Source organism: Jannaschia aquimarina, from assembly GCF_000877395.1.
Taxonomy (GTDB): Bacteria; Pseudomonadota; Alphaproteobacteria; order Rhodobacterales; family Rhodobacteraceae; genus Jannaschia; species Jannaschia aquimarina.
In genome coordinates this window covers 27,770-53,515 of sequence record NZ_JYFE01000046.1, presented here as the reverse complement: position 1 = coordinate 53,515, position 25,746 = coordinate 27,770, and the positions used below count along the sequence as shown (strand labels likewise).

General features: G+C 65.6%; 23 protein-coding genes and 1 pseudogene. 16 read left to right on the top strand and 8 right to left on the bottom strand.

Annotation, left to right across the window (positions count from 1 at the left end; genetic code table 11):
• From jaqu_RS12785 to fdh3B, 3 genes are read left to right on the top strand one after another with little or no spacing between them, the layout of a single operon-like run.
• Complete coding sequence (locus jaqu_RS12785) at positions 1 to 183, top strand: twin-arginine translocation pathway signal protein (protein ID WP_089268441.1); 183 nt, start codon at positions 1 to 3, stop codon at positions 181 to 183.
• A 46-nt stretch (positions 184 to 229) separates the two neighbouring features.
• Positions 230 to 3,256, top strand: coding sequence for a formate dehydrogenase subunit alpha (locus jaqu_RS12780; protein ID WP_043919384.1), 3,027 nt, complete (start codon positions 230 to 232; stop codon positions 3,254 to 3,256).
• A 12-nt stretch (positions 3,257 to 3,268) separates the two neighbouring features.
• Positions 3,269 to 3,862, top strand: a complete 594-nt coding sequence (gene fdh3B, locus jaqu_RS12775) for a formate dehydrogenase FDH3 subunit beta (RefSeq protein WP_043919383.1) — start codon at positions 3,269 to 3,271, stop codon at positions 3,860 to 3,862.
• Positions 3,863 to 3,929: 67 nt separating this feature from the next.
• On the opposite strand, the gene jaqu_RS12770 is transcribed toward fdh3B, so the two are convergent.
• Positions 3,930 to 4,562 carry a hypothetical protein gene (locus jaqu_RS12770; RefSeq protein ID WP_043919382.1) on the bottom strand — a complete coding sequence of 211 codons (633 nt, stop codon included), beginning with the start codon at positions 4,560 to 4,562 and terminating at the stop codon, positions 3,930 to 3,932.
• Between the two features lie 143 nt (positions 4,563 to 4,705).
• Here jaqu_RS12770 and jaqu_RS12765 point away from each other — a divergent pair, with 143 nt between their 5' ends.
• From jaqu_RS12765 to jaqu_RS22255, 3 genes are read left to right on the top strand one after another with little or no spacing between them, the layout of a single operon-like run.
• Positions 4,706 to 5,944 (top strand): formate dehydrogenase subunit gamma, encoded by a 1,239-nt coding sequence (locus tag jaqu_RS12765; RefSeq protein ID WP_043919381.1) that lies wholly within the window; start codon positions 4,706 to 4,708, stop codon positions 5,942 to 5,944.
• Positions 5,944 to 7,206: a c-type cytochrome gene (locus jaqu_RS12760; RefSeq protein WP_043919380.1), complete on the top strand. Its 1,263-nt coding sequence runs from the start codon at positions 5,944 to 5,946 to the stop codon at positions 7,204 to 7,206. The genes jaqu_RS12765 and jaqu_RS12760 overlap by 1 nt, the downstream gene beginning before the upstream one ends.
• A complete protein-coding gene (locus jaqu_RS22255; RefSeq protein WP_269078991.1) occupies positions 7,203 to 7,328 on the top strand; it encodes a hypothetical protein in 126 nt (41 codons plus the stop codon). Before jaqu_RS12760 ends, jaqu_RS22255 begins: the two co-directional genes overlap by 4 nt.
• Before the next feature lie 28 nt (positions 7,329 to 7,356).
• Here the strand turns inward: jaqu_RS22255 and jaqu_RS12755 are convergent, their stop codons facing one another.
• Positions 7,357 to 8,991: a GMC family oxidoreductase gene (locus tag jaqu_RS12755; RefSeq protein WP_043919379.1), complete on the bottom strand. Its 1,635-nt coding sequence runs from the start codon at positions 8,989 to 8,991 to the stop codon at positions 7,357 to 7,359.
• Between the two features lie 144 nt (positions 8,992 to 9,135).
• Here jaqu_RS12755 and jaqu_RS12750 point away from each other — a divergent pair, with 144 nt between their 5' ends.
• The 4 genes from jaqu_RS12750 (at position 9,136) to jaqu_RS12735 (ending at position 13,388) form a co-directional block, all read left to right on the top strand.
• Positions 9,136 to 10,368, top strand: coding sequence for a TRAP transporter substrate-binding protein (locus jaqu_RS12750; protein WP_043919378.1), 1,233 nt, complete (start codon positions 9,136 to 9,138; stop codon positions 10,366 to 10,368).
• A 145-nt stretch (positions 10,369 to 10,513) separates the two neighbouring features.
• Positions 10,514 to 11,242, top strand: a complete 729-nt coding sequence (locus jaqu_RS12745) for a TRAP transporter small permease (protein WP_043919377.1) — start codon at positions 10,514 to 10,516, stop codon at positions 11,240 to 11,242.
• Complete coding sequence (locus jaqu_RS12740) at positions 11,239 to 12,612, top strand: TRAP transporter large permease (RefSeq protein WP_043919376.1); 1,374 nt, start codon at positions 11,239 to 11,241, stop codon at positions 12,610 to 12,612. Before jaqu_RS12745 ends, jaqu_RS12740 begins: the two co-directional genes overlap by 4 nt.
• 2 nt (positions 12,613 to 12,614) lie before the next feature.
• Positions 12,615 to 13,388: an IclR family transcriptional regulator gene (locus jaqu_RS12735; protein WP_043919375.1), complete on the top strand. Its 774-nt coding sequence runs from the start codon at positions 12,615 to 12,617 to the stop codon at positions 13,386 to 13,388.
• A 45-nt stretch (positions 13,389 to 13,433) separates the two neighbouring features.
• On the opposite strand, the gene cueR is transcribed toward jaqu_RS12735, so the two are convergent.
• The 3 genes from cueR to jaqu_RS12720 all read right to left on the bottom strand — a co-directional run bounded on the left by cueR (position 13,434) and on the right by jaqu_RS12720 (position 15,702).
• Complete coding sequence (gene cueR / locus jaqu_RS12730) at positions 13,434 to 13,835, bottom strand: Cu(I)-responsive transcriptional regulator (protein ID WP_043919401.1); 402 nt, start codon at positions 13,833 to 13,835, stop codon at positions 13,434 to 13,436.
• A gap of 81 nt (positions 13,836 to 13,916) precedes the next feature.
• Entirely contained in the window at positions 13,917 to 15,092 is a 1,176-nt protein-coding gene (rlmN, locus tag jaqu_RS12725; protein ID WP_043919374.1) for a 23S rRNA (adenine(2503)-C(2))-methyltransferase RlmN, read from the bottom strand.
• Positions 15,093 to 15,159: 67 nt separating this feature from the next.
• Positions 15,160 to 15,702, bottom strand: coding sequence for an invasion associated locus B family protein (locus jaqu_RS12720; RefSeq protein WP_043919373.1), 543 nt, complete (start codon positions 15,700 to 15,702; stop codon positions 15,160 to 15,162).
• A 128-nt stretch (positions 15,703 to 15,830) separates the two neighbouring features.
• Between jaqu_RS12720 and jaqu_RS12715 the strand changes: the two genes are divergently transcribed.
• Positions 15,831 to 16,793 carry an asparaginase gene (locus jaqu_RS12715; protein ID WP_043919372.1) on the top strand — a complete coding sequence of 321 codons (963 nt, stop codon included), beginning with the start codon at positions 15,831 to 15,833 and terminating at the stop codon, positions 16,791 to 16,793.
• 198 nt (positions 16,794 to 16,991) lie between these two features.
• Here the strand turns inward: jaqu_RS12715 and jaqu_RS12710 are convergent, their stop codons facing one another.
• Both jaqu_RS12710 and hspQ read right to left on the bottom strand, forming a co-directional pair.
• Positions 16,992 to 19,091 carry an ATP-binding protein gene (locus tag jaqu_RS12710; RefSeq protein WP_043919371.1) on the bottom strand — a complete coding sequence of 700 codons (2,100 nt, stop codon included), beginning with the start codon at positions 19,089 to 19,091 and terminating at the stop codon, positions 16,992 to 16,994.
• Positions 19,092 to 19,207: 116 nt separating this feature from the next.
• A complete protein-coding gene (gene hspQ / locus jaqu_RS12705) occupies positions 19,208 to 19,534 on the bottom strand; it encodes a heat shock protein HspQ (protein ID WP_043919370.1) in 327 nt (108 codons plus the stop codon).
• An 87-nt stretch (positions 19,535 to 19,621) separates the two neighbouring features.
• Here hspQ and jaqu_RS12700 point away from each other — a divergent pair, with 87 nt between their 5' ends.
• The gene (locus jaqu_RS12700) at positions 19,622 to 20,503 is read left to right on the top strand and encodes an AEC family transporter (RefSeq protein ID WP_043919369.1); all 882 of its coding nucleotides are present in this window, start codon (positions 19,622 to 19,624) and stop codon (positions 20,501 to 20,503) included.
• Positions 20,504 to 20,595: 92 nt separating this feature from the next.
• On the top strand, positions 20,596 to 21,180 hold the full coding sequence (locus jaqu_RS12695) for a transglycosylase SLT domain-containing protein (RefSeq protein WP_043919368.1): 585 nt from the start codon (positions 20,596 to 20,598) through the stop codon (positions 21,178 to 21,180).
• Here jaqu_RS12695 and jaqu_RS12690 read toward each other — a convergent pair.
• A complete protein-coding gene (locus jaqu_RS12690; RefSeq protein WP_043919367.1) occupies positions 21,177 to 21,464 on the bottom strand; it encodes a rod-binding protein in 288 nt (95 codons plus the stop codon). The two genes, jaqu_RS12695 and jaqu_RS12690, sit on opposite strands and share 4 nt — an antisense overlap.
• An 87-nt stretch (positions 21,465 to 21,551) precedes the next feature.
• On the opposite strand from jaqu_RS12690, the gene jaqu_RS12685 reads away from it, so the two are divergent.
• The 3 genes and pseudogenes from jaqu_RS12685 to jaqu_RS21115 all read left to right on the top strand — a co-directional run bounded on the left by jaqu_RS12685 (position 21,552) and on the right by jaqu_RS21115 (position 25,198).
• Positions 21,552 to 23,180: a flagellar hook-length control protein FliK gene (locus jaqu_RS12685; RefSeq protein ID WP_043919366.1), complete on the top strand. Its 1,629-nt coding sequence runs from the start codon at positions 21,552 to 21,554 to the stop codon at positions 23,178 to 23,180.
• Positions 23,181 to 23,191: 11 nt separating this feature from the next.
• Positions 23,192 to 23,848, top strand: a complete 657-nt coding sequence (locus tag jaqu_RS12680) for a flagellar hook capping FlgD N-terminal domain-containing protein (RefSeq protein ID WP_043919365.1) — start codon at positions 23,192 to 23,194, stop codon at positions 23,846 to 23,848.
• A 136-nt stretch (positions 23,849 to 23,984) separates the two neighbouring features.
• A pseudogene (locus jaqu_RS21115) lies at positions 23,985 to 25,198 on the top strand (IS3 family transposase).
• Positions 25,199 to 25,746: the final 548 nt, after the last annotated feature.

Sequence of the window (25,746 nt, the reverse complement as noted above, 5' to 3'; positions counted from 1 at the left end):
ATGTCCGACACATCCAACCCCACGCGCCGGGGCATGCTGAAAGCTGCGGTCGCCGCCGCACCCGCTGCCGCGATCGTCACCGCGACGGGACAAGCCGCACAGGCCGCCGAGCCCGACCTGACCGACGAGCGGATGCAGGACACCGCCCATACCCGCGCCTACTACGCCTCGGCCCGCTTCTGAGCGACCGACCCACCCCGCCAGCCGCTGGCCAGCCAGGGAGACCCCGATGCTGAGGAAGAAGACAGACGGAACCGCCCGTCAGACCCACCGCCCCAAGATCCTGAGCCGCGCCGCAGGCGCCTCGGTCGACCGCCGCGCGTTCCTGCGCGGATCGGGCCTCGCGATCGGCGGCCTCGCCGCGATCGGCGCCACCGGCGGGACGGTCCGCCCCGCAACCGCCGCCACCGCTGCGGCCGGTGCGGTCGAAACCGTCAAATCGGTCTGCACCCATTGTTCTGTCGGCTGTACCGTCGTCGCCGAAGTTTCCGACGGCGTCTGGGTCGGACAGGAACCCGGCTGGGACAGCCCCTTCAACCTAGGCGCGCACTGCGCCAAGGGCGCTTCGGTCCGTGAGCACGCCCATGGCGAGCGGCGGCTGAAATATCCGATGAAGAAGGAGGGTGGCGAGTGGAAGCGCATCTCCTGGGAGCAGGCGATCGACGAGATCGGCGGCGGCATGATGCAGATCCGCGACGAGAGCGGTCCTGACAGCGTCTATTGGCTGGGCTCGGCCAAACACAATAACGAGCAGGCTTATCTCTTCCGCAAGTTCGCGGCCTATTGGGGCACGAACAACGTCGACCACCAGGCGCGCATTTGCCACTCCACCACCGTCGCCGGCGTGGCGAACACGTGGGGCTACGGCGCCATGACGAACAGCTTCAACGACATCCACAAGAGCCGAGCGATCTTCATCATCGGCGGCAACCCCGCCGAGGCCCACCCCGTCTCGCTGCTGCACGTGCTGAAGGCCAAGGAAGAGAACAACGCGCCTCTGATCGTCTGCGACCCGCGCTTTACCCGCACCGCGGCCCACGCGGATGAGTATGTCCGCTTCCGGCCCGGCACCGACGTCGCGCTGGTCTGGGGTATCCTCTGGCACATCTTCGAGAATGGGTGGGAGGACAAGGAATTCATCCGCACCCGCGTCTGGGGCATGGATCAGATCCGGGAGGAGGTGGCACGCTGGACGCCCGAAGAGGTGGAGCGTGTCACCGGCACTCCCGGCTCGCAGCTCAAGCGCGTGGCCCGCACACTCGCCAACAACCGTCCGGGCACCGTCATCTGGTGCATGGGGGGCACCCAGCACACCAACGGCAACAACAATACCCGCGCCTACTGTGTCCTTCAGCTCGCGCTGGGGAACATGGGCACGGAAGGCGGCGGGACGAACATCTTCCGCGGCCACGACAATGTGCAGGGCGCGACCGACCTCGGTGTGCTGTCTCATACCTTGCCCGGCTATTATGGTTTGTCCGAGGGCGCTTGGGGTCACTGGTCTCGCGTCTGGGGCGAGGATCTGGATTGGCTGAAGAGCCAGTTCGCCACGGCGGAGGTCGACGGCGAAGAGAAGCCGCTGATGAACCTGACCGGCATTCCTGTCAGCCGCTGGATCGACGGCGTGCTGGAGGATCCGGCCAACATGGACCAGCCCGCCAATGTGCGCGCGATGGTGTTGTGGGGGCATGCGCCGAACTCGCAGACGCGCATGACCGAGATGAAGACGGCGATGGAGAAGCTGGACATGCTGGTCGTGATCGACCCGTATCCCACCGTCTCCGCCGTGCTGCATGACCGGACGGACGGGGTGTACCTGCTGCCCGCCGCCACGCAGTTCGAGACCCGCGGCTCGGTGACGGCGTCCAACCGCTCGATCCAGTGGCGCGACCAGGTCGTCGCTCCGCTCTTCGAAAGCAAGACCGATCACGAGATCATCGGCCTTTTCGCCAACAAGTTCGGATGGGCCGACCGCTTCTTCCGCAACATCGAGATGGAAGAGGACGGCATCACCCCGGTGATCGAGTCGGTCACGCGCGAGTTCAATGCCGGGATGTGGACGGTCGGCTATACCGGCCAGAGTCCAGAGCGCATCAAGCTGCACATGGCCAACCAGCACACCTTCGATCGCACGACGCTGCGGGCGAATGGTGGCCCCGCCGATGGCGACTATTACGGGATGCCCTGGCCCTGCTGGGGAACGCCCGAGATGAAGCATCCCGGCACGCCGAACCTCTATGATATGTCCAAGCCTGTCGCCGAAGGCGGCCTGACCTTCCGCGCCCGCTTCGGCGTGGAACGGGACGGGGACAACCTTCTTGCGGATGGTGTCGCCAGTGTCGGGTCCGAGATCCAGGACGGCTATCCCGAGTTCACCTACCAGATGCTGGTGGACCTTGGCTGGGACGCCGATCTGACCGACGAGGAAAAGGGCTCGATCGCCCGGGTAGCCGGCATCGTGCTCGACAATCTGCAGGAGGGCGCGACACCCGACGGCACGACCGATGCCAGCGGTGATCAAGCCTCGAACGAAGAGGTTGGCGAACAGTCCATGTCGCCCTTCCCGTCCGACTTCAACGAACGGGCGAGCGCGGTGAACTGGAAGACCGATCTCTCGGGCGGTATCCAACGGGTCGCGATCAAGCATGGCTGCGCGCCCTTCGGCAATGCCAAGGCCCGCGCCGTCGTCTGGACATTCCCCGATCCGGTCCCCGTCCACCGCGAGCCGCTTTATACCAACCGGCGTGACCTGGTGGCCGACTACCCGACCTACGAAGACCGCAAGTTCTATCGGCTGCCGACGATGTACGCGTCGATCCAGGAGAAGGATTTCGCCAGTGACTACCCGATCATCCTGACCTCCGGTCGTCTGGTCGAGTACGAGGGCGGCGGCGACGAGACGCGGTCGAATCCGTGGCTGGCAGAGTTGCAGCAGGACATGTTCGTCGAGATCAATCCGCGCGACGCCAACAATCTGGGCATCCGCGACGGCGAACAGGTCTGGGTCGAAGGACCGGAGGGCGGCAAGGTCAAGGTCATGGCCATGCTGACCGAGCGCGTCGGGGCGGGCGTGGCCTTCATGCCATTCCATTTCGGCGGCCACTTCCAGGGTCAGGACCTCAGGGACAAGTATCCCGATGGTGCCGATCCTTACGTGCTGGGCGAATCCACCAACACCGCCCAGACCTACGGCTACGACTCGGTCACCCAGATGCAGGAGACCAAGGCCACCCTCTGCAAGATCACCGCGGCGTAAGGGAGAGAGACAATGGCAAGAGCGAAGTTCCTCTGCGACGCCGAGCGCTGCATCGAATGCAACGCCTGCGTGACCGCCTGCAAGAACGAGCATGAGGTGCCGTGGGGCATCAACCGTCGGCGTGTCGTGACGATTGCCGATGGGACGCCCGGCGAGCGCTCGATCTCGGTGGCGTGCATGCATTGTTCGGACGCGCCCTGCATGGCCGTCTGCCCGGTGGATTGCTTCTACCAGAACGAGGAAGGCGTCGTCCTGCACTCGAAGGATCTGTGCATCGGCTGCGGATATTGCTTCTACGCGTGCCCGTTCGGCGCGCCGCAATATCCGCAGGCCGGCAACTTCGGGTCGCGCGGCAAGATGGACAAGTGCACTTTCTGCGCCGGTGGCCCCGAAGAGACCCACTCGCAGGCCGAGTTCGCCAAGTACGGGCGCAACCGGATCGCCGAGGGCAAGTTGCCCATCTGCGCCGAGATGTGCTCGACCAAGGCCCTGCTTGCCGGCGACGGCGACGTGGTCTCGGGCATCTACCGCGAGCGCGTGGTCGCCCGCGGCTTTGGCTCGGGAGCTTGGGGCTGGGGCACGGCCTATGAGCAGAAGGGCGGCTGATCGTACGGCGCGCCGATCGCTGTGGCGAAGCCCCTCACGTGGGGCTTCGTCAATCGGTGGACACGTGTCACGGATCCCAGCGGCAGACCAGTTCCAGGCGAGGCTGGTAGGTCTCGTCGGGCATGGGCCCGTCGGTGCAGGCTCCGCTGACCATGATGGGCGCGCTGCCCCGAACGATGGCGCGATGGTTTTCGTCGAACGTCCGCTCGGTTTCGCATCCGCCCTCGTCGGGATTCTGGAAGCAGGCGCCGCTCTGGGCCTCGCCCCAGCCGATGCAGACCGCGTCCAGCGCATCGGGATCGAAGCTGTCGTAGTTCACATGCCCCGATATCGCGTTGCGCGTTCCATTCAGCGTCTGCGTCTGGGTTCCTCCGGGCCCGGTGATGCGGATCCACTGGATCCCCTCGGAACAGGACGCGGTCGCGTTCCAGCGGATGGTCCGCGCGGCCGCGTAGCCGCCCCCGCCAGGTTCCGTCCGCTCCCAGTTCCAGTTGGCGGGATTGCCGCCCTGTCCGGAGATCGGCCTCACTGTCATCGTGATGCGATGGTCGGCGCGCGGCTGGCGAAGGACGACGAAACCTGCATCCGCGCCCGGAGTCGTCTCGACTCCACCGCCGCTCGGAAGCAGATGGTTGTTGGCATCCGCCGAAAGCGGGATGGCGGAAAAAAGACATGCGAAAAGAATGCGTTGGGTGCGCATGGGAACCTCCCGGTACTCTGAGACTCAAGACAAGCGGGGCGCAGGGATTTCGGCCCCGTTCAAATGTTAACGCAGGACCCGGTGCAGTCGTAGGTGGGTTTCCCTTACCACGGCCGCCCGACCGATCCGAAAGGACGACCGCCATGAGATCGATCCTCGCCTTTCTCCTCGTCCTCGCCGGTGTCTTCGCGGTGCCGGCGGCAGCACAGGACGTCCGTCCCCCCGACGATGCCGTGAATGTCGTCCCCGACCGCTCCGCGACTGGGGGCGCTCAGACGCTCGAGGACATTCTGCGTCGTCAACAGGGTCTGCCCGTCGACGACAGCGCCCGCCGAGCCGCGACAGGCGATCCCGACAGCGCCGCCGGGATCGCGGCCCAGCTCGGGACACTGGGCGGCGCCTCGGATGCCGATCTCTGGCGCGCGCTTCGCTATGACGATGCGCCGAACGTCAGCGTGTCCTCAGGGGGCGATGTGGCCAAGGTCCTCGTGCAGGATGGCGGGATGCGTTGGTACCAGTTCCGCGACGGCCCGCTGCGCACATATGGCGGATGGCTTCTGGCAGGCACGATCGGTGCGCTGGCGCTGTTCCTGCTGTTGCGCGGACGCATCCCGATCGAGGGCGGACCGATCGGCCGGACCGTCCTGCGCTTTCGCTTCTGGGAGCGGACGGCCCATTGGGTCCTCGCCATCAGCTTCATCGCGTTGGGCTTGACCGGACTCGCCAGCCTGTTCGGCCGGACCGTCCTGATCCCGCTTTTCGGTGCGGAAGCGAATGCGAGCATTCTGGTCGTTTCGAAATGGGTTCACAACAACGTGGCCTGGCCATTCATGGCGGCCTTGGTCGCGGTATTCTTCCTGTGGGTCTGGCACAACATCCCCAACCGCACGGACTGGGTCTGGATCAAGCAGGCAGGCGGGATCGTCGGCTCCAAGCATCCGCCCGCCAAGAAGTTCAATTTCGGTCAGAAGCTGATCTTCTGGTCGGTGATCCTTCTCGGGGGCTCGCTGTCCGTCTCCGGCCTGTCGCTCCTCTTCCCGTTCCAGTTCTCCCTCTTCGCGGTGACCTTCGAAAAGCTCAACGCCCTCGGGCTGCCCGGCCTGATGGGCATGGCTCCTCTGCCGGAAGCCCTGTCCCCGCAGGAGGAAATGCAGCTGGCGCAGGCGTGGCACGCCATCGTCTCCTTCGTGCTGATGGCGATCGCGCTGGCACATATCTATATCGGGTCGATCGGCATGCAGGGTGCGCATCAGGCGATGACCAGCGGACGGGTGGACGAACGCTGGGCCAAGCAGCACCACGCGCTCTGGCTGGAGGAGTTGCGCCAGAAGGGAGAGGCGCCCGAACGGCGCGCCCCCGGATCCGCCACGCCGGCGGAGTGATGCGCGTCCTCGCCGGGCTTCTGGCTCTCTGGGCAGGCGCGGCCGGGGCGCAGGGTCGGCTCGACGGACATGGCGGGCCGATCATGGATCTCGCGGTCACCGAGCAGGGGCGTGTGGTTTCGGCCAGTTTCGACAACTCCGTCGGGTTGTGGTCCTCCGCGGGGGTTCCGGCGTGGTTGGAGGGGCATCAGGCCGCCGTGACCGCGATCCTGCCGCTGCCGGACGGTGCGCTCGTCTCCGCAGGCGATGACTTTCGCGTCCTGCTCTGGTCCGGGTCCGACGCCGCGCCGGTCGAGCTTGGACGGCACGCCGGCAAGATCTCTGACCTGGCGGCCAGCGGCGATCACGTGATCAGCGCCAGTTGGGATGGGACGATCGCGCTCTGGCCCCTCGACGGCGGCAAGGCGATCCAGCTTGCCGGACATGAGGCGGGGGTGAACGCAGTCGTTCTCGGTCCGTCCGGTCGCCTCTGGTCCGCCTCCTCCGACGGGTCGATCCGGCTATGGGACGTCGCTTCCGGCACGTCCCGTCCCATCGTTCGCCATGGGTTCGGCATCAACAGGATGGTGCTGGGCGACGGATGGCTGGCCTACGGTGCCGTGGATGGCGTGACCCGGATCGTGGATCCCCTGACCGGCGACAGCCTCAGGGATTACACGCTGGACCGGCGGCCGATCCTGTCGATGGCGCATGAGCCTCGGCATGGTTTGCTTGCGGTCGGCGATGGCGATGGCTGGATCATGGTGCTTAACACCGCAGACTGGTCACTGGCGCGCGACTTCCGCGCGATGAAGAGCGGCCCGGTCTGGGCGCTCGCCTTCTCGGCGGACGGCGCGACGCTCTGGGCCGGCGGGTTGGACCAGGCGATCCACGGCTTCGCCCTCGACGGTGATGTGCAGCCTATCGACGCTGGAGAGCAGCAGTTCCTGCGCCCGCCCGCCGAGATGTCGAATGGCGAGCGGCAGTTCATGCGGAAATGCTCCATCTGCCACGCGCTGTCCCCGGGGCCGTCGCGCCGTGCCGGGCCAAGCCTCGCGGGCCTCTTCGGCCGCCGGTCGGGCACCCTCGAAGGCTATCCCTATTCCGAACGCCTTAGCCGGGGCGACATCGTCTGGACCGACCGGACGATCGATGCGCTGTTCGACCAGGGCCCGGATCACTATGTGCCGGGTACGAAGATGCCGATGCAGGTCATTGCCCGGCCGGAAGATAGGGCAGACCTCATCGCATTTCTCAGGGACGCCACGGAGACCACGAAATGAAGGCAATCGGGTTGGGGATCGTGCTGACGGCCGTGCTGTCGGTCGGAGCGTGGTGGGTGCTCAACGATGTCGTCCCCTATACCGAGGGCGAGCGGACGGGCGACTCGGTTCGCTTGGACTGACCGGTTGGATGTGGCCGCCTCCGTGGGGTCAGGCGGGGGCCGAACGTCCGGCCTTCCGATCCTCCGCCACGAGGTCCGAACACTTTTCTCCGATCATGATCGCGGGCGCATTCGTGTTGCCCGAGACGATTTCCGGCATGATCGAGCAATCGGCGACCCGCAACCCGGCGATCCCGTGGACGCGCAGCCGCGGATCGACCACGGCGGAGGCGTCGGAGGCCGGCCCCATCCGGCAGGTTCCGGTCGGATGATAGATCGAGACCGAATTGTTGCGGACCCATTCGAGCGTTCCCTCGTAATCGTCCATCGCAAGCGTGGCAGGCGGCCGGAAGGGTTCGCTGATGGCCTCGCGAAGGGGGCTGTGTCTGGCGATATCCCGCGCGATGTTGACCCCCGCGACGAGCGTTCGGCAATCGGTCTCGGTCGACAGGTAGGCGGGGTGGATCTTTGGGGCGATCCGGATGTCCGGCGACACGACCTCCAGCCGTCCCCGGCTTTCGGGACGAAGCTGGCAGACCGACATCGTGAAGGCCGAGAAAGGGTGCACGCCCTCTCCGGGACTATCGGCGCTCCAGGGCTGGACATGGAACTGGATGTCGGGTGTCGCCACATGGTCGCCCGTGCGCATGAAGCCGACGGCGAGGCTGGCGGCCATTGTCATCGGCCCCGACCGCGTCAGGGCATAACGCAACGCGATCGCTGCCTTGCGCGAAAGACTTCGCACTTCGTCATTCAGCGTCGGCTCGTGGCACTTGAAGACCAGCCGCGCCTGCAGATGGTCCTGTAGCCCGTAGCCCACGCCCGGCAGGTCGCGGCGCGGATCGATCCCGGCGGCGCGCAGGTCGTCGGCCCGGCCGATCCCCGAACAGGCGAGGATCTGCGGCGAACCGATGGCTCCGGCCGACAGGATGACCTCCGCCCGGGCCCGCACCCGACATTCCCGCCCTCCTTTCCCTCGAACCGACAGACCGGTACAACGCCGGCCTTCGAAGGTCAGGCGCGCGGCGGGGGCGTTCGTGACGATCCGCAGGTTGGGGCGGTTTCGTGCCGGCTTCAGGAACGCGACCGCCGCCGAGCATCTGCGCCCGTTGCGTGCCGTCAACTGGAAATAGCCCACGCCTTCCTGCGTCGCCCCGTTGTAATCGGGATTGAACGGATATCCCGCCGCCTGTGCGGCCTTGACCCAGGCGTCGCAGATCGGACGGCTCAGACGCATATCCGTGACCGCCAGCGTCCCGTCCTGACCGTGGAAGTCGTCTGCGCCCCGTTCTTGCCATTCGCTCCGCTTGAAGAGCGGCAGGACGTCATCCCAGCCCCAGCCCGGATTGCCCATCTGGCGCCAGCGGTCGTAATCCTGTGGCTGGCCGCGAACGTAGAGCAGACCGTTCAACGACGAGGATCCGCCGAGGACCCGGCCACGCGGCCAGTCTATCGCCCGGCCGTTCAGGCCCGGATCGGGTTCGGCCCTGTAGCACCAATCCACGGCGGGATTGTGCATCGTTCGGAAGTAGCCGACCGGGATGTGGATCCACGGGTTCCAGTCCCGGCCCCCGGCCTCCAGCAGCACCACTTGGACAGAGGGATCTGCCGACAGGCGGTTGGCCAAAACGCAGCCCGCGCTTCCGGCGCCAACGATGACATAGTCGGCCTCGATATCCTCCAAGACGACCCCTCCCCGGTCGAAGCCACGGCCGAGCTCTTCGCTGAAACCTTTGCGGACGCAGCGAAGAATTTTCTTGCCAACTCGACATTAGGGCCGTCAAAATCGAGACTGCAAGTCTCAAAACGACTGCGAGGGAGGAACATCATGAAAGTCTCGAAAGCCCTCAGCGGGATCTCCCGCCGGGATTTGTTCAAGCTGTCCGGCCAGTACGGGATGTCATCGGTCCTGATGGGCGCGGGCGCGTTCGGTGCAGCCGCCACGCTGCCCGAGCTCGCGAAAGCGGCGCAATCCAGCTACGAAAAGCGCTACGCGAACGAACCCCGGCATACCTTCAAACTGGGCGCGGCAGGCTTTAACGAGCGTAACCTCCTGATCGAACGGGCGGGCGTCCTGCAATTCGCCCTGGACCTCGAAGAGCGGACCGACGGAGAGATCCGGGTCGAGTTCATCGGCGACAACCAGATCTGCACCCAGCCCAATTGCGTCGAGAAAGCCCAGTCAGGCATCATCGACATGTATGCGGCCTCTACACAGAATTCGGCCGGTGGCGCGCCATATCTGAACGTGCTGGACTACGCCTACATGTTCCGCACCCGCGCGGATCAGTACCACTTCTTCTACAGCCCGGAATCCGTGAGCGTTCTGCGCGACCCGTTCGAGCAGCGGCACGGGCTGAAGTTCCTTTTCACCCATTGCGAATTGCGCGGCATCCAGACCGGGTCCAGCTTTGCGGACAAGCCGACGATCACCTCCATCGAGGAGCTTTTCGGAACCAAGAACCGCGTCACCGGCACGCAGCTCGGCCGGATCGCGATGCAGCTTCTGAACCTGAACCCCGTTCCGATCGCCTGGGAGGAAACGCTGGATGGCCTAAAGCAGGGCCTGATCGACGGCGCGGAAACATGGGCCAGTGCGGTGGCCTACGCCAACATGGCGCCCGTGGTCACGCAATCCGTGGATCTGCGCTTCTTCTGCGGGACCGAGCATACGGCCATGTCGGCCCGCGCCTTCGACGGCCTGTCGGAGGAATTGCAGGAGGCGGTTCTGGAATCCGCCTATCTGGCGCAGGTCCACGTCCAGGCGGCCAACGAGGCGGCACTGGTCAAGACGGTCGGCTTCTCGAACCCGCAGCTTCCGGGCACGATCTTCGAGGAGAATGGCGTCCGCGTGGCCGAGCTCTCGCCCGAGCAGATCAAGATGGCCGAAGAGATGTGCTCGCCCGAATATCAGCCTCAGGCTTGGGAGCAGTGGCGCGAGCGGCTGAATGGCTGGTCCGGCGGACAGGACACCTATCAGGTGATCTACGACGTCGCGCGCCAGATCCCCGAGGACACGCTGCCCGAGAATGTCGAGCCTCGGCGGTGGTGGAAGGGCTGAGGCGCGATCCCAATCGGCAAAGAACGGGCCGGGCGCGCCGCGCGCCCGGCATCGACCGGTATCGACCGGCAGATACGATGCGATCCGCGTCGGGGGCCTTCCGCAACGGCCCGAAGCATCGTGAGGCAAGAGGGAGGGACCGTCGATGGAGATTTTCGGCGGAATGGGCGAGATCATCTCGGCCCTGTTCGGCAACGATGCCTGGATGCTGGCGGACGCGCTGCGGGCGAATGCGCCGTCGGCTTGGGTGCTTGGTCTGCTGATCACGTTGCTCGGCGGATACCTGACCGCGCAGATGTACCGCCATGTGCCCCTGACCGAGCGGTACCTGGAGCCGACAGTCATGGTGGTCAGCTATCTTGCCATCGGAGCGATCATCTTCTCTGGCGTGATCCAGCGGTTTGGCTCGGTTCCCGACTTTCTCGTCGGCAGCTGGCTGGGTGACCTGCTCGCGCCCTATCTGGCAGGCCAGCCGTCATGGTCGACGACGCTGCCACCTTTCCTATTCCTGGTGATGACCTGGGTCGGGTGCAGCTGGAACGTCAAGTTGCGGACCCATCTCGCCTTCGCCGAGTTTCGGACGGCGATGCCGCGCGGTGGGCAGTTCGCCTGTCTTGTCCTCGATGCGGTCTTGTGGCTCGGCTTCGCCTGGATCGTGATCGTGACCGCCGGCAAGGAAACGGTGAACGCCGCCTCGAATTTCCGCATCATGCTGGGCACCGACAACGTGATGCAATGGTGGTTCCTGATCTCTGTCCCTTTGGCCTGGATCCTGTTGTCGGGGCGGGTGATCGAAAACCTGATGGACGACGTCGCGCGCTACCGGTCCGGGGGCCCGATGATCGAGCGGGCCGTGATCGGGGGTGACGCATGACCGATGGAACCATCGTCACGATGATCTCGATCGGCGTCACCATCCTCTTCATGCTGGGCGTGCCCGTCTTCCTGGTCATCGGCTGGTGGGTCGTCGGCATGTCCTTCGTCCTGGGATTGCCGCTCCTGAACATCGGTGCGGCCCTGTCGGATGTCTTCACCGACGGCTTCGCGCTACTGGCGATGCCGCTCTTCATCCTGACCGGGGACCTCATCAACCGGTCGGGGATCGCGCGGCGCCTCTCCGACTTCGCCTATTCGTGCCTCGGCTGGATCCGTGGCGGGCTGGCGATGGCATCCATCGGGGCCTGCGGGCTGTTCGCGGCGATTTCGGGAAGCAACTCCGCCACCACGGCCACGATCGGCTCGATGCTCCATCCCGAGATGACGAAGGGCGGCTATGACGAACGGTTCTCTGCTGCCACGGCCGCGGCCGGCGGCACCCTCGGCATCATCATCCCGCCGTCGATCATCTTCATCGTTTACGGCTTCCTCCTGAACCTGCCCATCAGCGATCTGTTCGTTGCGGGCATCCTGCCCGGCATCCTGATGGCAGGAGCGATGATGACCGCCTGTTTCATCGTCTGCTGGCGGAACGGTTGGGGTATCCTGATCGGCCTCTCGCCCGCACGGGTCATCAAGACCGGTATCGGCGCATGGCTCGGCTTCTTCGCCATCGGGCTGGTTCTTTGGGGGATCTACACCGGCAAGTTCTCTCCGACCGAAGCGGCGGGCGTCACCGTCGGCTTCTGTATCATCGTGGGCTTCCTCTGCCTGCCGCTCTACAAGCTGATGCACCGCCGCGACGGCGAGAAGCCCGAGGACCGCGCAATTGAGGAACGCGGCTTCGCCGAGATGCTTCTGGTTCAGGGGTTCGGCCCGACGGAGCTGCCTTCCATCACGATGCGCTCGGCGCAGATCACGGGGATTCTGGCGCCATTGATCGCGGTCTCCGTCGTGATGCAGCAGATTTTGTCCGTCCTCGGCGCGCAGGAGGCGATCAGCGCATTCGTCACCTCGATGGGCGGCTATCACGCGGTCCTGTTCACGGCGATGGCGATCGTCTTCGTGTCCGGCATGGTGCTCGAAAGCCTTCCGGTGACGATCATCCTCGCTCCGATCCTGGCGCCGATTGCCGCCGGCGTCGGCGTCGATCCGATCCAGTTCGCCGTGATCTTCCTTGTCGGCGCATCCATCGGTTTCATCACGCCGCCCTACGGCCTGAACCTTTACGTCGCGTCCGGCGTGACCGGCGTGCCCTATTTCCGGTTGTTGCGCTACATCTTGCCCTATCTCGTGGCGCTGATCCTGGCGTGGTTCACCATCGCGCTGGTTCCCGGTCTCAGCACGGCCCTTCTGCCAGAGAGATAACGATGGATGGCGGACGCGACGATCCGATCCCGACGAACCTGCGCCTGCTTCTGGTGTTGGAGGAACTTGCGCGTGCCGGCGGGCCGGTCACGCCGACCGAGGTGAATGCCGAACTCGGCCTGCCCAAGCCGACGATCCACCGGCTCTTTGCCACGCTGGAACAGGAAGGGTTCGTTCAGCGCGACATCGACGGGCGCAGCTATTCGCCCGGCGCGCGCCTGCGCAGCTTTGCCGGCAATGTGCTCTCCAGCCTTCGGATCCGCACGGCCCGGCAGGCCATCCTGCAGCGCCTGTCCAACGAGATCGGAGAGACCTGCAATATCGCGCTGCCCGACAGGGACGCGATGGTCTATGTCGACCGGGCCGAAACGGACTGGCCCCTGCGCATCCAGCTGCCCATCGGCACGCGCGTCCCCTTCACCTGCACGGCATCCGGCAAACTCTATCTCTCCTCCCTCGATGAGCGGCACCTGGATCAATTGCTCGTCGCGACCCGCCTCGAGGCGCGGACATCGAACACGATTACCGACCGCGAGGCCCTCGCCCAAGAAATCGCCCGCATCCGCGCAGAAGGCTACGCGACGGATGACGGGGAATTCATGGATGACATGGTCGCGCTGGCCGTTCCGATCTACGGCCCAGAGGGACGTCTGATGGCGACGCTCAGCTTTCATGCCCCGGCCCAACGCTTCGATCTGGAGCGTGCCCGGACCTATCTTCCGCAGATGTTGGCCGCCTCCAACGCTCTGATGCGGTTGGTGACGGATGGGGGCTGAGGCGCGGACGGATCGGCGCCGACTGCACGCTGCGGACCGGACCAGCTAGGCTTCGGGCACCCCATCCGGCGCCATGGCCTTCAGGATCGGGCAATCGGGCCGCTCGTCGCCCGCGCAGGCCTCGACCAGCGCCCCCAACGTTTCGCGCATGGCGTGGAGGTCCCGGATCCGGGCGTCGATCTGCGAAAGGTGTTCGGACGCAATCGCCTTGACCTCGGCCGAAGGCCGCGCGTCGTCCTCCCACAAGGCCAGAAGCGCGCGGCAATCCTCGATCGAAAAGCCCAGCGACCGCGCGCGGCCGACGAAGATCAGCTTCTGAACGTCGCTTTCGCGGAAGGCGCGATACCCGTTCGCCGCCCGTATCGGCACGACGAGGTCGATGTCCTCGTAGTAACGGATCGTCTTGGCCGGGACGCCGGAGCGTTCGGCGACCTTCCCGATATTCAGCACCTCTACCATGGCCTCACAGATAAGGCTTCCACTCTCTGGAAGGTCAAGGCCCCGGTTCGAGGCGGACGGGCAGGGCGGCTAGAGCCCTGCTTCGGCCGCGATCTGCGCACGCGACTTCCGGGCCCGCTCCGTCGCGGATTTCAATTGTCCGCAGGCGGCCATGATATCCTCGCCCCGCGGGGTCCGGATCGGCGTGGCGTAGCCCGCCTCCATCAGGATCGTGGCAAAGGCACGGATCCGGTTGTTGCTGCTGCGTTTGTAGGGCGCACCCGGCCATTCGTTGAAAGGGATCAGATTCACCTTCGCCGGGATCCCCTCCAGCAGCTTCACCAGCCGGTGCGCATCCTCGAACGTGTCGTTCACGCCGTCCAGCATCACGTATTCGAAGGTGATCCGCTCCGAGTTCGATGCCTTCGGGTACTCTTTCAGAGCGGCCAGCAATGTCTCGATGTTCCAGCGCTTGTTGATCGGCACCAGCACATCGCGCGTCTCGTCGGTGGTGGCGTGGAAGCTGACGGCAAGCAGGCAGCCGATTTCGGTCGCCGTGCGCGCGATTTCCGGCACTACACCGGAAGTGGACAGCGTGATCCGGCGGCGCGACAGGGCGATCCCTTCGCCATCCATCGCGATCTTCATCGCATCCCGGACGTTCTCGAAATTGTAGAGCGGCTCACCCATCCCCATCAGGACGATATTCGACAGAAGTCGCGTCTCGTCCTTGGGCTGGCCGGGAACAGGCCATTCGCCCAGATCGTCGCGGGCGATCAGGATCTGGCCGACGATTTCCGCGGCCGTCAGGTTCCGGACCAGCTTCTGCGTGCCGGTATGGCAAAACGAGCAGGTCAGCGTGCATCCCACCTGACTGGAGATGCAGAGCGTCCCGCGATCCGCCTCGGGGATGTAGACCGTCTCGACCTCGTGGCCGCCCGCGATGCGGACCAGATACTTGCGCGTCCCGTCGGCGCTGACCTGGCGGCTGACCACTTCGGGCACGGCGATGTCGAACTGCGCGGCGAGCTTGGCACGGATCTCCTTGGAGACATTGGTCATCGCATCGAAGTCGCGGACGCCCCAATGATAGATCCATTGCCAGATCTGACCCGCGCGCATCTTGAGCTGTCTTTCCGGGATGCCGATCTCCGCAAGCGCCGCCTGAAGCTGCCCGCGCGTGAGACCGATCACGTTCGGCCGCCCCTCGGACTTGCGGGGGATCGTGACGACGTCCTGCGTGACGGGCGCTTTGGGCGCGGTCATGGCTCTCTCCGGAAACGAAACAGGCGCCCCATATAGAGGCGCCCGTCGGAAATCTCAAACTCTGGCGTCAGCCGCTGCAGCGCTGCGACGCGTCTTCGACCGCGGCGGTGAAGCCCAGCAGGCTGAACGTGTCCTCCGTGCGCGTGCCCCGGCCCGAGACGCCGACCACGACGGCCTGCGCGCCACGCTTCATGGCCGCGACGATACGCTCGTCCTCTGTCGGGCTCGCCGCCCAGGCCAACTCTCCGTCCGAGAACAGCTCGAACGTGTCCGATCCGATCGTCATCGTGACCGTGGATCCGTCGCGATAGGGGTAGCCGCCGGTAACCGAGACCTCGCCCTTCTTGCCCTCACCTGGCCAGTAGCTGATGAACAGCCGGATGTCGCCGCGCCGGGCTGCGACCTCTTGGCCGTCGCGGGTGTTTCGGATCGACTTCGGCGCCGACACGATCCAGCATTGTGTGGGATTGTCCTCGACGAAGACGGACCAGTCCGTCTCGGTCGAAACGCGGTTCTGGCTTTCCTGCGCGGCGGCGGGTGCCGCGAGCGCGAGTGCCAGAAGCATCGGAATGGCCTGCTTCATCATCGTCACTGCCTCTGTGCTTTTCATCTCACCTCACCGCTCCGCCCGGGTTGTCCCGGATCATGGCGCGGTTCCCATCAACGCGGCCGGATGATAGCCGCATTCCGATGCCGGGCGGAACCCCGTGCGGCGGAATTTCGCGTAGGGAGAGGGCGATGCGGGACTGGCCGGAATTGGTGCGGGTGATCCGCGGCGATCGCGTCGAGAGCGTCCATCGCGGTGCCGTCGTGATTGCCGGCCCGGGCGGCCCGGTCGAGGTCTGGGGAGCGCCCGGCGCGGTGATCTATCCCCGCTCTTCCTGCAAGATGATCCAGGCGCTGCCGCTTGTCGAAGCCGGGTTGGAGAGCGATCCGCGGCGCCTTGCCCTTGCCTGCGCTTCCCATCAGGGCGCGCGGGTTCATGTGGAAACGGCGTCCGCCTGGCTTGACGAGCTGGGATTGGGCGAACCGGATCTGCGATGCGGGTCGCACATGCCCTATTCGGAAGATGCCGCAGCGGACCTGATCCGCGCGGGGGAGGCCCCCGGCCAGTTGCACAACAACTGCTCCGGCAAGCATTCCGGCTTCCTCGCCCTGTCGAAACATCTCGGCGCGGATCCGGACTACATCGAGATCGACCATCCGGTTCAGCGTGCCGTCCGGGAGGCATTCGAAGAGGTCACCGGTGCTGAAAGCCCCGGCTGGGCGATCGACGGATGCTCGGCCCCGAACTTCGCGTGCCGATTGGATGGTCTGGCGCTTGCGATGGCCGCTTTCGCAGCTTCGGGCGGTGATGTGCGCGGCCGGGCGATGGTCGCTCTGCGCGATGCGATGATGGCGCATCCCGTCCTTGTCGCAGGCGAGGGGCGCGCCTGCACCGACCTCATGCGCGCCGCACCGGGCGTCGCGGTCAAGACGGGGGCCGAGGCGGTCTTCGTGGCGATCGTCCCGGCTCAGAAACTGGGCATCGCGGTCAAGATCGCCGATGGCGCAACCCGCGCGGCCGAAGCCGTCATCGCTGCGCTTCTGGTTCGGTTGGGTCTGCTCGACCCACAGAGTGATGTCGCCCGCCGGCTGACCCACGGACCGATCCGGAACCGGCGCGGTCTTGTGACCGGTCATTACGAGGTCGTCCTCTAGGAGATCGGTCGGCAGGCAACCTGCTTCATGGGGGCCAACCGAACGCATGGGACTACAGTGCCCATTTGCTCTGCGGGAAGCTCGCGACCGGCGTTCCCGGCCGACCCGGCACAGTCGGCGTCCACACATCCGGCCGGATGCTCTCCGGCCCCCGCTACGACCTTTCCAGCAACGTCAGTTGTATTCCGCGACCCAAACTCACTTCCGCGGGCTGCGCGGCAGACGATGGGCGAGCCTGTCGAGCAGTGCCCGCAGATCCGCTCTGCGCACCGGCTTCACGAGAACCTCGTCCAGCCCGAATGTCAGGATCCGCTCCGCCTCGGCAGGGTCGGCATGAGCGGTGAGTGCGACGATGGGAACCGCCGCCCCGGACGGCAATTCCCGGATGCGTTTCGCCGCTTCCCTGCCGTCCATCCGGGGCATGGAGATATCGAGCAGTACGAGGTCGTGTGGATCCGCCTCGAAGGCTTCCACGGCCACGTCGCCATCGTCCAGCACCTCGACCTCGTGGGCCGGGTCGGCGAGCATCTTGCTCATCAGCAGGCGGTTCGTGGCCACATCGTCGGCGACGAGGATCCGCAGCTTTCTTTCGGATTGGACGTCCGTACCCTCGCGCGCTCGGTCGTGGCGCCCATTCAATGCCGCCAGGAGCGTCGGGCCATCGCAGGGATCGGGCAGGACGAAATCGGCCCTTTCGAGCGCATCGGCCGCCGCGTCCTGCCGACGTCCGACGATGATCAGGGGCGCGGTTCCGGCTCCGGCCGTAGCCCGGACCTGCAATTCGGGATCGAGGTCGGTGGGCAGGATCATGGGCGCCTTGCCGTCTCCGCTGTCCCATCCGCCGAGCACGTCGACATCCGACGCCCTGAGCCGCGTCCGCAGAGCCCGTCCCACCAAGGTCTCCGCCACGGGCATCCGGACCGCGTCCGGCAGGTCGGGGCGGCTGGGCCATTTCCGGGTCGTCGGCAGCGTCGCCGAGAACACGAAACAGGCGCCCTGCGCTTCCGCCTCGGGGTCGTCCAACAGCGCGATCGTGCCGCCCATGAGGTGCGCCAGGTCCCGTGCGATCGAGAGACCCAGCCCGGTTCCCTCGCCAGAGCGCCCTTCAACCCGGGTGAACTCGCCGAAGACCTGCTCCCTCCGGTCGGCGGGGATGCCGGGTCCTGTATCCCGGACTTCGATCTCCAGGCGCGCCGTTTCCTCGCCCCCGGGGCGAGTCGCACGGAACGTCACCAGCACATCTCCGCCGGCGGCGAACTTGACCGCATTGCCCACCAGGTTGGTGACGATCTGGCGGATCCGTGCTTCGTCGCCCATGAAACGCGTCGGCGCGTCGAGCGGGTAGTCGAGGGCGATCCCCGCGGCCGCGCCCCCCGATACCGCGGCGAGACGGACGACCTGCGTCAACGTCTGTTCCAGATCGAAAGGAGCGGGGCGCAATGTCAGCTTGCCGGCCTCCAGTCGGGCCGCGTCGAGCACGTCGTTCACGATCTCCAGAAGCGACAGGCCGCTATCGCGGATCGTCTGGATATAGAGCCGCGTCTCCTCGTCGAGATCCCCTTCGAGCAGGAGGTCTGACACGCCGATCACGCCGTTCATCGGTGTCCGGAATTCATGGCTCATCCGTGCCAGGAACCGCGATTTGGCCCGGTTCGCATCCTCCGCCTCGCGGCGGGCGGCTTCGAGCGCGGCGGCACGCTCCTCCTCGGCGGTGACGTCGATGGCGAGGCTGACGATATCGCCGTCTTCCGTCACACGGTCATGCAAACTGATCGAGCGGCCATCGAAGAGGCGCAGGAGGACAGGCGTGTCGGTTTCGGCCTTGCGCCGCGCAAGGATCGTGTCGACCCAGTCATCGACCTCGCTTTCGCCGGGGTCGAAAATTCCGTCCTCGGCGGCGGCGCGGAACAGGTCGGTGAAGGTCGTCCCGGGGAGCGGATCCAGCGCGCCGTCGAAGAGCATCTGGAAGGGCTGGTTGCACTGCACGAGGGTCCCGTCCGGGTCCCAGACCGCGAAGCCGTCCCGGATCGCCTCGATCGCATGCCAGAGACGACGGCCGGCCCTGTCGGCGCGGGTTTCGGCGACACGCCGTTCCGCCGAGACCCGGTCGACGAGGCCCGTCTCGGCGATGCGGGCCTCGCGCTCTTTCATGTACTGGGCGGTGACCCGCTCCACATGGTCGGACAGGCTCCGATGTGCGGCAAGCAATTCGCCGCGAACATGGTCGAGCATCTGCTCCGCAGCGAGCCGCTTACGCCGCTCGGCCAGGATCACGTCGTCTTCTCGGAAGCCGTCCATCCGCCCCTCGTACCGGTCGGGGCGCTTCTGACATTAGCGGGTGAAAGTGTAGTTAACGCAGCGCCTTCGCCGCGGCGGGTCCGGGGGTCACAGGCCTGACTTCAGCGGTAGAGCCGTCAGTTCAGGTCGAAATGCAGCGGATAGCCCTTGCCGTCGAACGCTCCGAATAGGTCAGGCAGATCCGGATGATCGACCGGCTCTCCGGAGCGGTCCCGGACAAGGTTTTGCTCGGAGACGTAGGCCACGTAGTAGCTGTTCTCGTTTTCGGCGAGCAGGTGGTAGTACGGCTGGTCGCGGCTCGGCCGCGCCTCGGCCGGGATCGACTCGTACCATTCTTCCGTATTCGAGAATTCCGGGTCGACGTCGAAGATGACCCCCCGAAAGGGATGAGATCTGTGGCGAACCACTTCGCCCAACCCGAATTTTGCAAGCGCTGTATGCATATCGTTTGCCCTAACCCCTCACCGTCACCTACCTCCGCGGGGAGGGGCAGATCAATGCATGCCCCCGCGAATCGGTGGAAACACTCTGTGACTCTCGCTCTGACAGTACTCGGAATCACCGCGCCGGTCTTCCTTCTGGCTGCGATCGGATGGGGCTGGGTGCGTCTGGGACTGTCCTACGACACCGTCTTCGTGACGCGTCTGGCGATGACACTTGCGGTGCCGGCCCTGATCCTCACCGCTCTCGCGGAGACGACGCTGGATCCGGCCGCTGTCGCGCGCATGGCCCTTGCGGCCCTGACGGCCTATGGCATCGCGCTGGCGCTCTGGGCTGTCGCCTGCGCCGCTGTCGGCGCGGAGCGGCGCACCTGGGTCGCGCCGCTGGCCTTCGGGAATACGGGCAATGTGGGCCTGCCGCTCGCGCTCTTCGCGTTCGGGGCCGAGGGGTTGGCTCTGGCGGTCGTGGTCTTCGCCTGTTCGGCAATCATCCAGTTCACACTGGGGCTATGGATCGTCGCCGGGGGCGGGTCGCCCCTGCGTGCCTTGCGAGAGCCGATGGTGGCCGCGACGCTGCTGGGCGCGCTGATGCTCTGGCAGGGGTGGCGCCTGCCCGCGGTCGCCGCGAACGCGCTTGGGCTCGTCGGGCAGATGGCCATCCCGCTGATGCTGATCACGTTGGGCGTGGCGGTCGCCCGATTGCGGGTCAAGGCGATGGGAATGGTGACGGCGCTTGCAGCGGCCAAACTGGCAGCCGGTGCGGCGCTGGGCGCGGGCACCGCTCTGGCCTTTGGGCTGGAGGGTGCGGCCGCGGGTGTCCTCACGCTTCAACTCGCGATGCCGGTCGCGGTGACGTCGTACCTGCTGGCCGAGAAGTACGGCGCCGATGCGCAGCCCGTGGCCGGCCTGGTCGTCGCCTCGACGCTTCTGTCGATCGTGGCGCTGCCGGCTCTCCTCTCGGCGCTGGTCTAAGCGTTCTCGAACCGTTCAGAGTGGCGCGATGCCCCGGGATCGGCTACGATCCTGGGATACGCGGTCGACAAGAACCGAATACGGGCAGTGACATGAAAAATCTGATCAAGGCGACGCTCCTTCTTGCGGGCCTCGCCGCCTGCGGGGGCGGTGGCGACGTGGGGCGGGCGCCCTCGAACCTCGACAATGCCTGCGCGATCCTAGCGCAGAAACCGGATTACAGGCGTGCATTCCGCGCGACGGAGCGGAAATGGGGTGTTCCCGTCCACGTCCAGATGGCGACCATCTACCAGGAGTCGAAATTCGTCGCCGATGCGCGCACGCCGCTCCGGTTCGCGCTGGGGGTGATCCCCGTCGGGCGGCAAAGCAGCGCGTTCGGCTATTCCCAGGCGCTGGACGGGACTTGGAAGGAATACAAGCGAGAGCAGGGCCGCCCCCGCGCCAAGCGGGACCGGATCCGCGACGCGACGGATTTCATGGGCTGGTACATGTCCAAGTCCCGCGAAGAACTGGGCATCCCGCTGACCGATGCGCGCAACCAGTACCTCGCCTATCACGACGGACGGTCGGGTTATCGCCGCGGGACCTGGAAGCGGAAGGCATGGCTGATCCGCGTGTCGGGCGAGGTGGCCGCCCGGGCGGACACGTACCGGCAACAATTGCCGCGCTGTCGCTAGGCGCCCGCGCGGGCCGCCAGTTCCCTGTAGAGAGCCTGCGCAAGGCCGGTCGCACCGCTGTGGGCCACAGCCTCGGCCTGCTCGCGGCGCAGGAAGCTGTCGAACTGGCTGCCGGCCTGACCGGTTGCCCCGCCAGCGACCGGAAGCCCCCCGACGCCGGCGACTTCGAGCATCTGGGCGAAGAGTACCGCTTCCAGTTCGACCGCCTTTTGCCAGAGCGGGTCCTTCGGATCCGGCTTGGGCTGGGGGGCCGGCACGGGATTGGCGAATTGCGTGTCGATCATCGTGCACCTCCGCAGCCTCTCTCGCAGGTCGGCGTAAAGGAAACGTCAACTCGGACCGGCTAGAGCGACCCCGGAAGAGGAGACGTGATGGTTCCGATCCAACTGACAGAGCTGCATCAGGCCGCCGCGGTCCGTCCGGGCAATTCCGGACCCGCAATGGATGATGGAGGGGAGTTCGCCTTGCTCATGGGCTCCGAAGGGGCCGCCGAGCACGACAGGTCTAAGCTTCTGGGGGATACAGGGGACACGGCCGGCACCTCGGCGGACGAGGCGGCCCATGACGCAGGGCCGGCTATCGACCTTCCGGGTCAGATCGCCCCGGACATGCGCCGAACCGAAATCCCGGCCGACGCCACGGGGCGGGGGGATCATGCTCACCAAGCTCAGGTGGTGGTTGATAGGGTGAATGTGCCGGACGGGACGACCGAAGCAGCGAAGAATACAGGGGACAGTCTCGCGATTGCTCCCGGCGAAGGGCGCGCGAATTCAGAGACCAAAGCACGTCAGAAATCCCAGAACAGTCAGTCCACGGCGGAGGTCCCGCCCGGCGGACAGCCGTCGGACGCGATTCTGACGGCAGTACCCGCGGCATTTGCCGATCACGCAGTCAGCGGTGAGCGCCGTCCTGCGGCGCAAGTACCGGCCAAAGACGGAGAGATCGGTGTCGCAACGGCCCCCATCAGCAAGGCAGCCGACTTGCAGGGATCCCCTTCAGAGCGATCGGCCTTGTCGGCGGCTTCCGACAGCGCGGCGGGGGAGCTCGACGCGCGACTGCAATTGGTGACGGGTCTTCCGGGTGGCGGTCATACCCCGGACGTGTCCACGGGCAGATGGCAGGCGGACCTCGCCGCGAGAACTGCCCTGGACCGGATTCCGGGAATGGTATCGCGCCAGAATATCGTCTCCGGGCCAGCGAATTGGGACGATACAATGATATCCCAGTTGGACCACCCGGCGGAGGTCGGAGCAAAGGGCACTTCTGACGGTTCGGCGAGAAAAGAGCAGGTCACCGTGGCGCAGAACGTTCTCAGCGAGGGCCCGATCGATCCCGAGGCACGCGCTCGAGACGCAGAATATCGTGTGCCCGTTCGGGGCGGCGGCATCGGTGATCTGCAGCCAGGTGTTCTGACCGGCAATTCCCCCAGGGCGGAACAACCAGCCGCACCAATCTCGACCGACGCCATAGGGTTCAGCTCGTTGCTGGAAGGCGACGTCCAGGTCACGACCCAGAAGATTGCCGCCCCCGTTCCCGCATCCAGTCTTGCACAGGCCCTGCCTCGCTTCGTTGCCGACCTCATGGTCCGCAGCGGATCGGCCCCCTCCGAGACTATGCGAACCGAGATCACCCTGGCGCCGGCGGAGTTGGGCCGGCTCAAGATCGAACTGGTCACTGACCCGGATGGCCGGCTCGCGATCCGGATCATGGCCGAGAGGGGAGAAACCCTGGAGATGGCCCGCCTGCACGCGCCTGCTCTCGAACGGGCGGCCGGGGCCGAAGGGCAAGTGCGGCTGCGGTTCGATCTGGAAGGAGGGGCGGGACAGTCCCACGGAGAAGGCCCATGGGCCGGAGCAAAGGGCGACGGGCAGGCCGAACGTCGCGGTTCTGTTCCCGAGGGCATCCTTCCCGATGAGCGTGCGGGGGCCGAGCCATCACCGCAGAAAGATCGACTGGCCGATGGAATCTCCCCCGGCGCGCGCCTCGACATACGTCTCTGAGAGAGGACATCATGGATATTCAGCCCACAGGTCTCGATGCGGCCCCCGCGAGCGTCAAACCAGGCGGCGCGGCAGAGCTTTCGTCGGACCTCGATACATTCCTCACGCTGCTGACGGCGCAGATCCGAAACCAGGATCCCTTGAATCCGGCGGATTCGACCGAATACGCGTCGCAGCTGGCGACATTCTCGAATGTGGAACAGGGCGTCCGGACGAACGACCTTCTGTCCGATCTGATCGGTCGCATCGAACTGCAAGGCCTCGGGGACCTCGCTTCCTGGATCGGAATGGAAGCGCGAACGACGGGCATCACCAGCTTCGATGGCGGGCAATTGGCGCTGGAGGCTTCGATACCCGCCGCGGCAGATGCCGCCGACCTCGTCGTCTCCGATCCGGCAGGGCTGGAGATCGCCCGCATGGCGATCGACCCCGACCGGTCGGAGTGGACCTTGACCCCGCTTGGCCGCGACGGCGCGCCGCTTCCGCCCGGTGCGTACGCCTTCCATGTCGAACCCCGCTCGGCCGGCGGAACCATGCAGAACGTGGAGGCCGCGCGCTACGTCGTCGTTCAGGAGGCACTCATCAGCGACGGGGCCACCCAACTCGTCCTGGATGGCGGTGTCCGGGTCGGCGCGTCGGAGATCTCCGGATTGCGTCCCCGCGGCTGATGGGTCGCGCCCGCCATTCTAATGCGCGACGGAGGAGATTATCGGCTTCGAGCTAGGTCGCTCCAAACTGGGTAGGTTTCTGCGCCTATGGTCGAGTGGCCGGATGCTGATTTCGTGGAGATCGAGATAAGGTTTCATGGAACTGGCGAAATCGAATGCCGAGAAGAGTATTGACCGCGATTTCAGGCTGGAGGCGGTAGACCTGACCACGAAGCGTGGCATCAGGGCGGCCCAAGCTTCAACGGATCTTGAGTGTCACACGATTGTGGTTTTTCGTCAGTCCGGGCCTTCAGAGCTGATGGAGCAGCGGAATCTCCTCGGCATGGGAGACTGACACCGGAGCATGAAGAACTCAGAAGCCGGCGGCGAGGATCCTCCAGGCTGAAGGCGGAGCGGGGTATTTCCCTCAAGAAGGGTCGGCAACGGTTGCGCCATTGGTCCGAAAAACCTCTGGCGACGCCTCCTTAGCGAGGGACTGGCCGCAATGTTCGGGTTCGTTGCGAAGCACTTGGGGAGGATCGGGAAAGGCCGCAGTGGGGCGTTTCTCCGACGAATGGCCGGTGAATGGGATGCGTGACGCGAAGGGTTGTATCGCGGAGCGACGTTCATGCTTGGCCGGCATGGCCACACAGCGACAAATCGATCCGCGAAAAAGAGGTCTCGGCAGTGATCCGTGCGAGCCTCCCGCGGTCGGATCGGACCTACGGCAAGCGGTGGGTCTGGCACGACATGTTGGCCGAGGACACCGATTGCGGCCTGCATGCGATCGAACGCCCCCTCTCGGCAGACTTGCTTTCCATGTCGCCTGTCGGATGATGGGTGCGCCTGCACGGGCTGCGCGCGAGGTCAAAACGCCGGCGTCTTCCAAAGGATGCCGACGGCAGGGCAATTCTCGGTCCGAACGTTCCCGACCGAAGTTTCGACGCCGACGGGCGGAACCACAAGTGGGTCGCCGACTTCATCTCTGTCCGGACCGCAGAATGCTGCCTCCATGTCGCGGTCGTGAGCGACCTGTCCTCACGTCGTGTCGTAGGCCGGTTCCCCTCGGCCGCACGCTCCGCGTGCGTCTTCCGGGCGATGGATGAGCCGATACGGCAGCGTCCGGGAGTTCAAGCGGACCCGCGCCAGCGGATCGAACGATCCGGAATCCGTTCGAACGCCCGGAACGCGGCGATGGAGAATTTCTTCTCATCGCTCAAGACCGGGCGGGTACAGAGATGGACATACCGAACACGGAGCCAGGGAAGGGCCGATGTCCTCGACGACATCGAGCGGTTCCACAATCCAGGACGTCGCCACTCGCCCGTTGGATATCCAAGCCCCATCCTATCCAAAGAGCGAGCGATGTAAGCAAAGTCGTCCTTTGTGAAACCAGCAGCGGGCCAGCAACGTCCATGCCCGATCGAGATCGGAAGTGGCTTGCCCGGCCAGGCTCTGTCTTGGATCTCGCCGCGCCATCGGGGGCGTGACGTGGCTTCCACCGCAAGATTTGGAGAGGAGTTGGATCCGACTGGTGCCTCTACGATCTGACAGCATCCAAGTGGAGTGCATAGGGCATGTACGTCCGCAGCGGCGGCGGCGGACGGGTAAGCCGCGCTGGACGAACGACGTGTCTGGAAAGCGTTCCGACGTCTGATCGAATGTCGCTGCGGGACCGGGCTTCTGTCGACCCCGCTCCGCCAGGATCTCAGCCTGCCGGTCAGCGAGCGATTTACGGGTCGGCCTTCCTGTCCAGGGCCGCTGCAAAAGACGCTTGTCATCTTTAACTTGCCACTGCCCGGAAGCCTGCACAGATCCCGATCCGTACCTTGTGACAGATCGTGCTTCAACAATGTGCCAGTGATCTGTCGAAGGTTTCCTTGGAGGCTGGCGCAGGTGGACTCTGGGACAGGACGCCT

Excerpts from the sequence above, each read along its gene's own strand:
- jaqu_RS12765 (WP_043919381.1), top strand. The coding sequence starts at position 4,706 with ATGAGATCGATCCTCGCCTTTCTCCTCGTCCTCGCCGGTGTCTTCGCG.
- jaqu_RS12750 (WP_043919378.1), top strand. The coding sequence starts at position 9,136 with ATGAAAGTCTCGAAAGCCCTCAGCGGGATCTCCCGCCGGGATTTGTTC.
- jaqu_RS12690 (WP_043919367.1), bottom strand. The coding sequence starts at position 21,464 with ATGATCGACACGCAATTCGCCAATCCCGTGCCGGCCCCCCAGCCCAAG.
- jaqu_RS12770 (WP_043919382.1), bottom strand. The coding sequence starts at position 4,562 with ATGCGCACCCAACGCATTCTTTTCGCATGTCTTTTTTCCGCCATCCCG.
- jaqu_RS12720 (WP_043919373.1), bottom strand. The coding sequence starts at position 15,702 with ATGAAAAGCACAGAGGCAGTGACGATGATGAAGCAGGCCATTCCGATG.
- jaqu_RS12710 (WP_043919371.1), bottom strand. The coding sequence starts at position 19,091 with ATGGACGGCTTCCGAGAAGACGACGTGATCCTGGCCGAGCGGCGTAAG.
- jaqu_RS12735 (WP_043919375.1), top strand. The coding sequence starts at position 12,615 with ATGGATGGCGGACGCGACGATCCGATCCCGACGAACCTGCGCCTGCTT.
- jaqu_RS12715 (WP_043919372.1), top strand. The coding sequence starts at position 15,831 with ATGCGGGACTGGCCGGAATTGGTGCGGGTGATCCGCGGCGATCGCGTC.
- hspQ (WP_043919370.1), bottom strand. The coding sequence starts at position 19,534 with ATGCATACAGCGCTTGCAAAATTCGGGTTGGGCGAAGTGGTTCGCCAC.
- jaqu_RS12760 (WP_043919380.1), top strand. The coding sequence starts at position 5,944 with ATGCGCGTCCTCGCCGGGCTTCTGGCTCTCTGGGCAGGCGCGGCCGGG.
- jaqu_RS12785 (WP_089268441.1), top strand. The coding sequence starts at position 1 with ATGTCCGACACATCCAACCCCACGCGCCGGGGCATGCTGAAAGCTGCG.
- jaqu_RS12740 (WP_043919376.1), top strand. The coding sequence starts at position 11,239 with ATGACCGATGGAACCATCGTCACGATGATCTCGATCGGCGTCACCATC.
- jaqu_RS12780 (WP_043919384.1), top strand. The coding sequence starts at position 230 with ATGCTGAGGAAGAAGACAGACGGAACCGCCCGTCAGACCCACCGCCCC.
- jaqu_RS12745 (WP_043919377.1), top strand. The coding sequence starts at position 10,514 with ATGGAGATTTTCGGCGGAATGGGCGAGATCATCTCGGCCCTGTTCGGC.
- rlmN (WP_043919374.1), bottom strand. The coding sequence starts at position 15,092 with ATGACCGCGCCCAAAGCGCCCGTCACGCAGGACGTCGTCACGATCCCC.
- jaqu_RS12695 (WP_043919368.1), top strand. The coding sequence starts at position 20,596 with ATGAAAAATCTGATCAAGGCGACGCTCCTTCTTGCGGGCCTCGCCGCC.
- jaqu_RS22255 (WP_269078991.1), top strand. The coding sequence starts at position 7,203 with ATGAAGGCAATCGGGTTGGGGATCGTGCTGACGGCCGTGCTGTCGGTC.
- fdh3B (WP_043919383.1), top strand. The coding sequence starts at position 3,269 with ATGGCAAGAGCGAAGTTCCTCTGCGACGCCGAGCGCTGCATCGAATGC.
- jaqu_RS12680 (WP_043919365.1), top strand. The coding sequence starts at position 23,192 with ATGGATATTCAGCCCACAGGTCTCGATGCGGCCCCCGCGAGCGTCAAA.
- jaqu_RS12685 (WP_043919366.1), top strand. The coding sequence starts at position 21,552 with ATGGTTCCGATCCAACTGACAGAGCTGCATCAGGCCGCCGCGGTCCGT.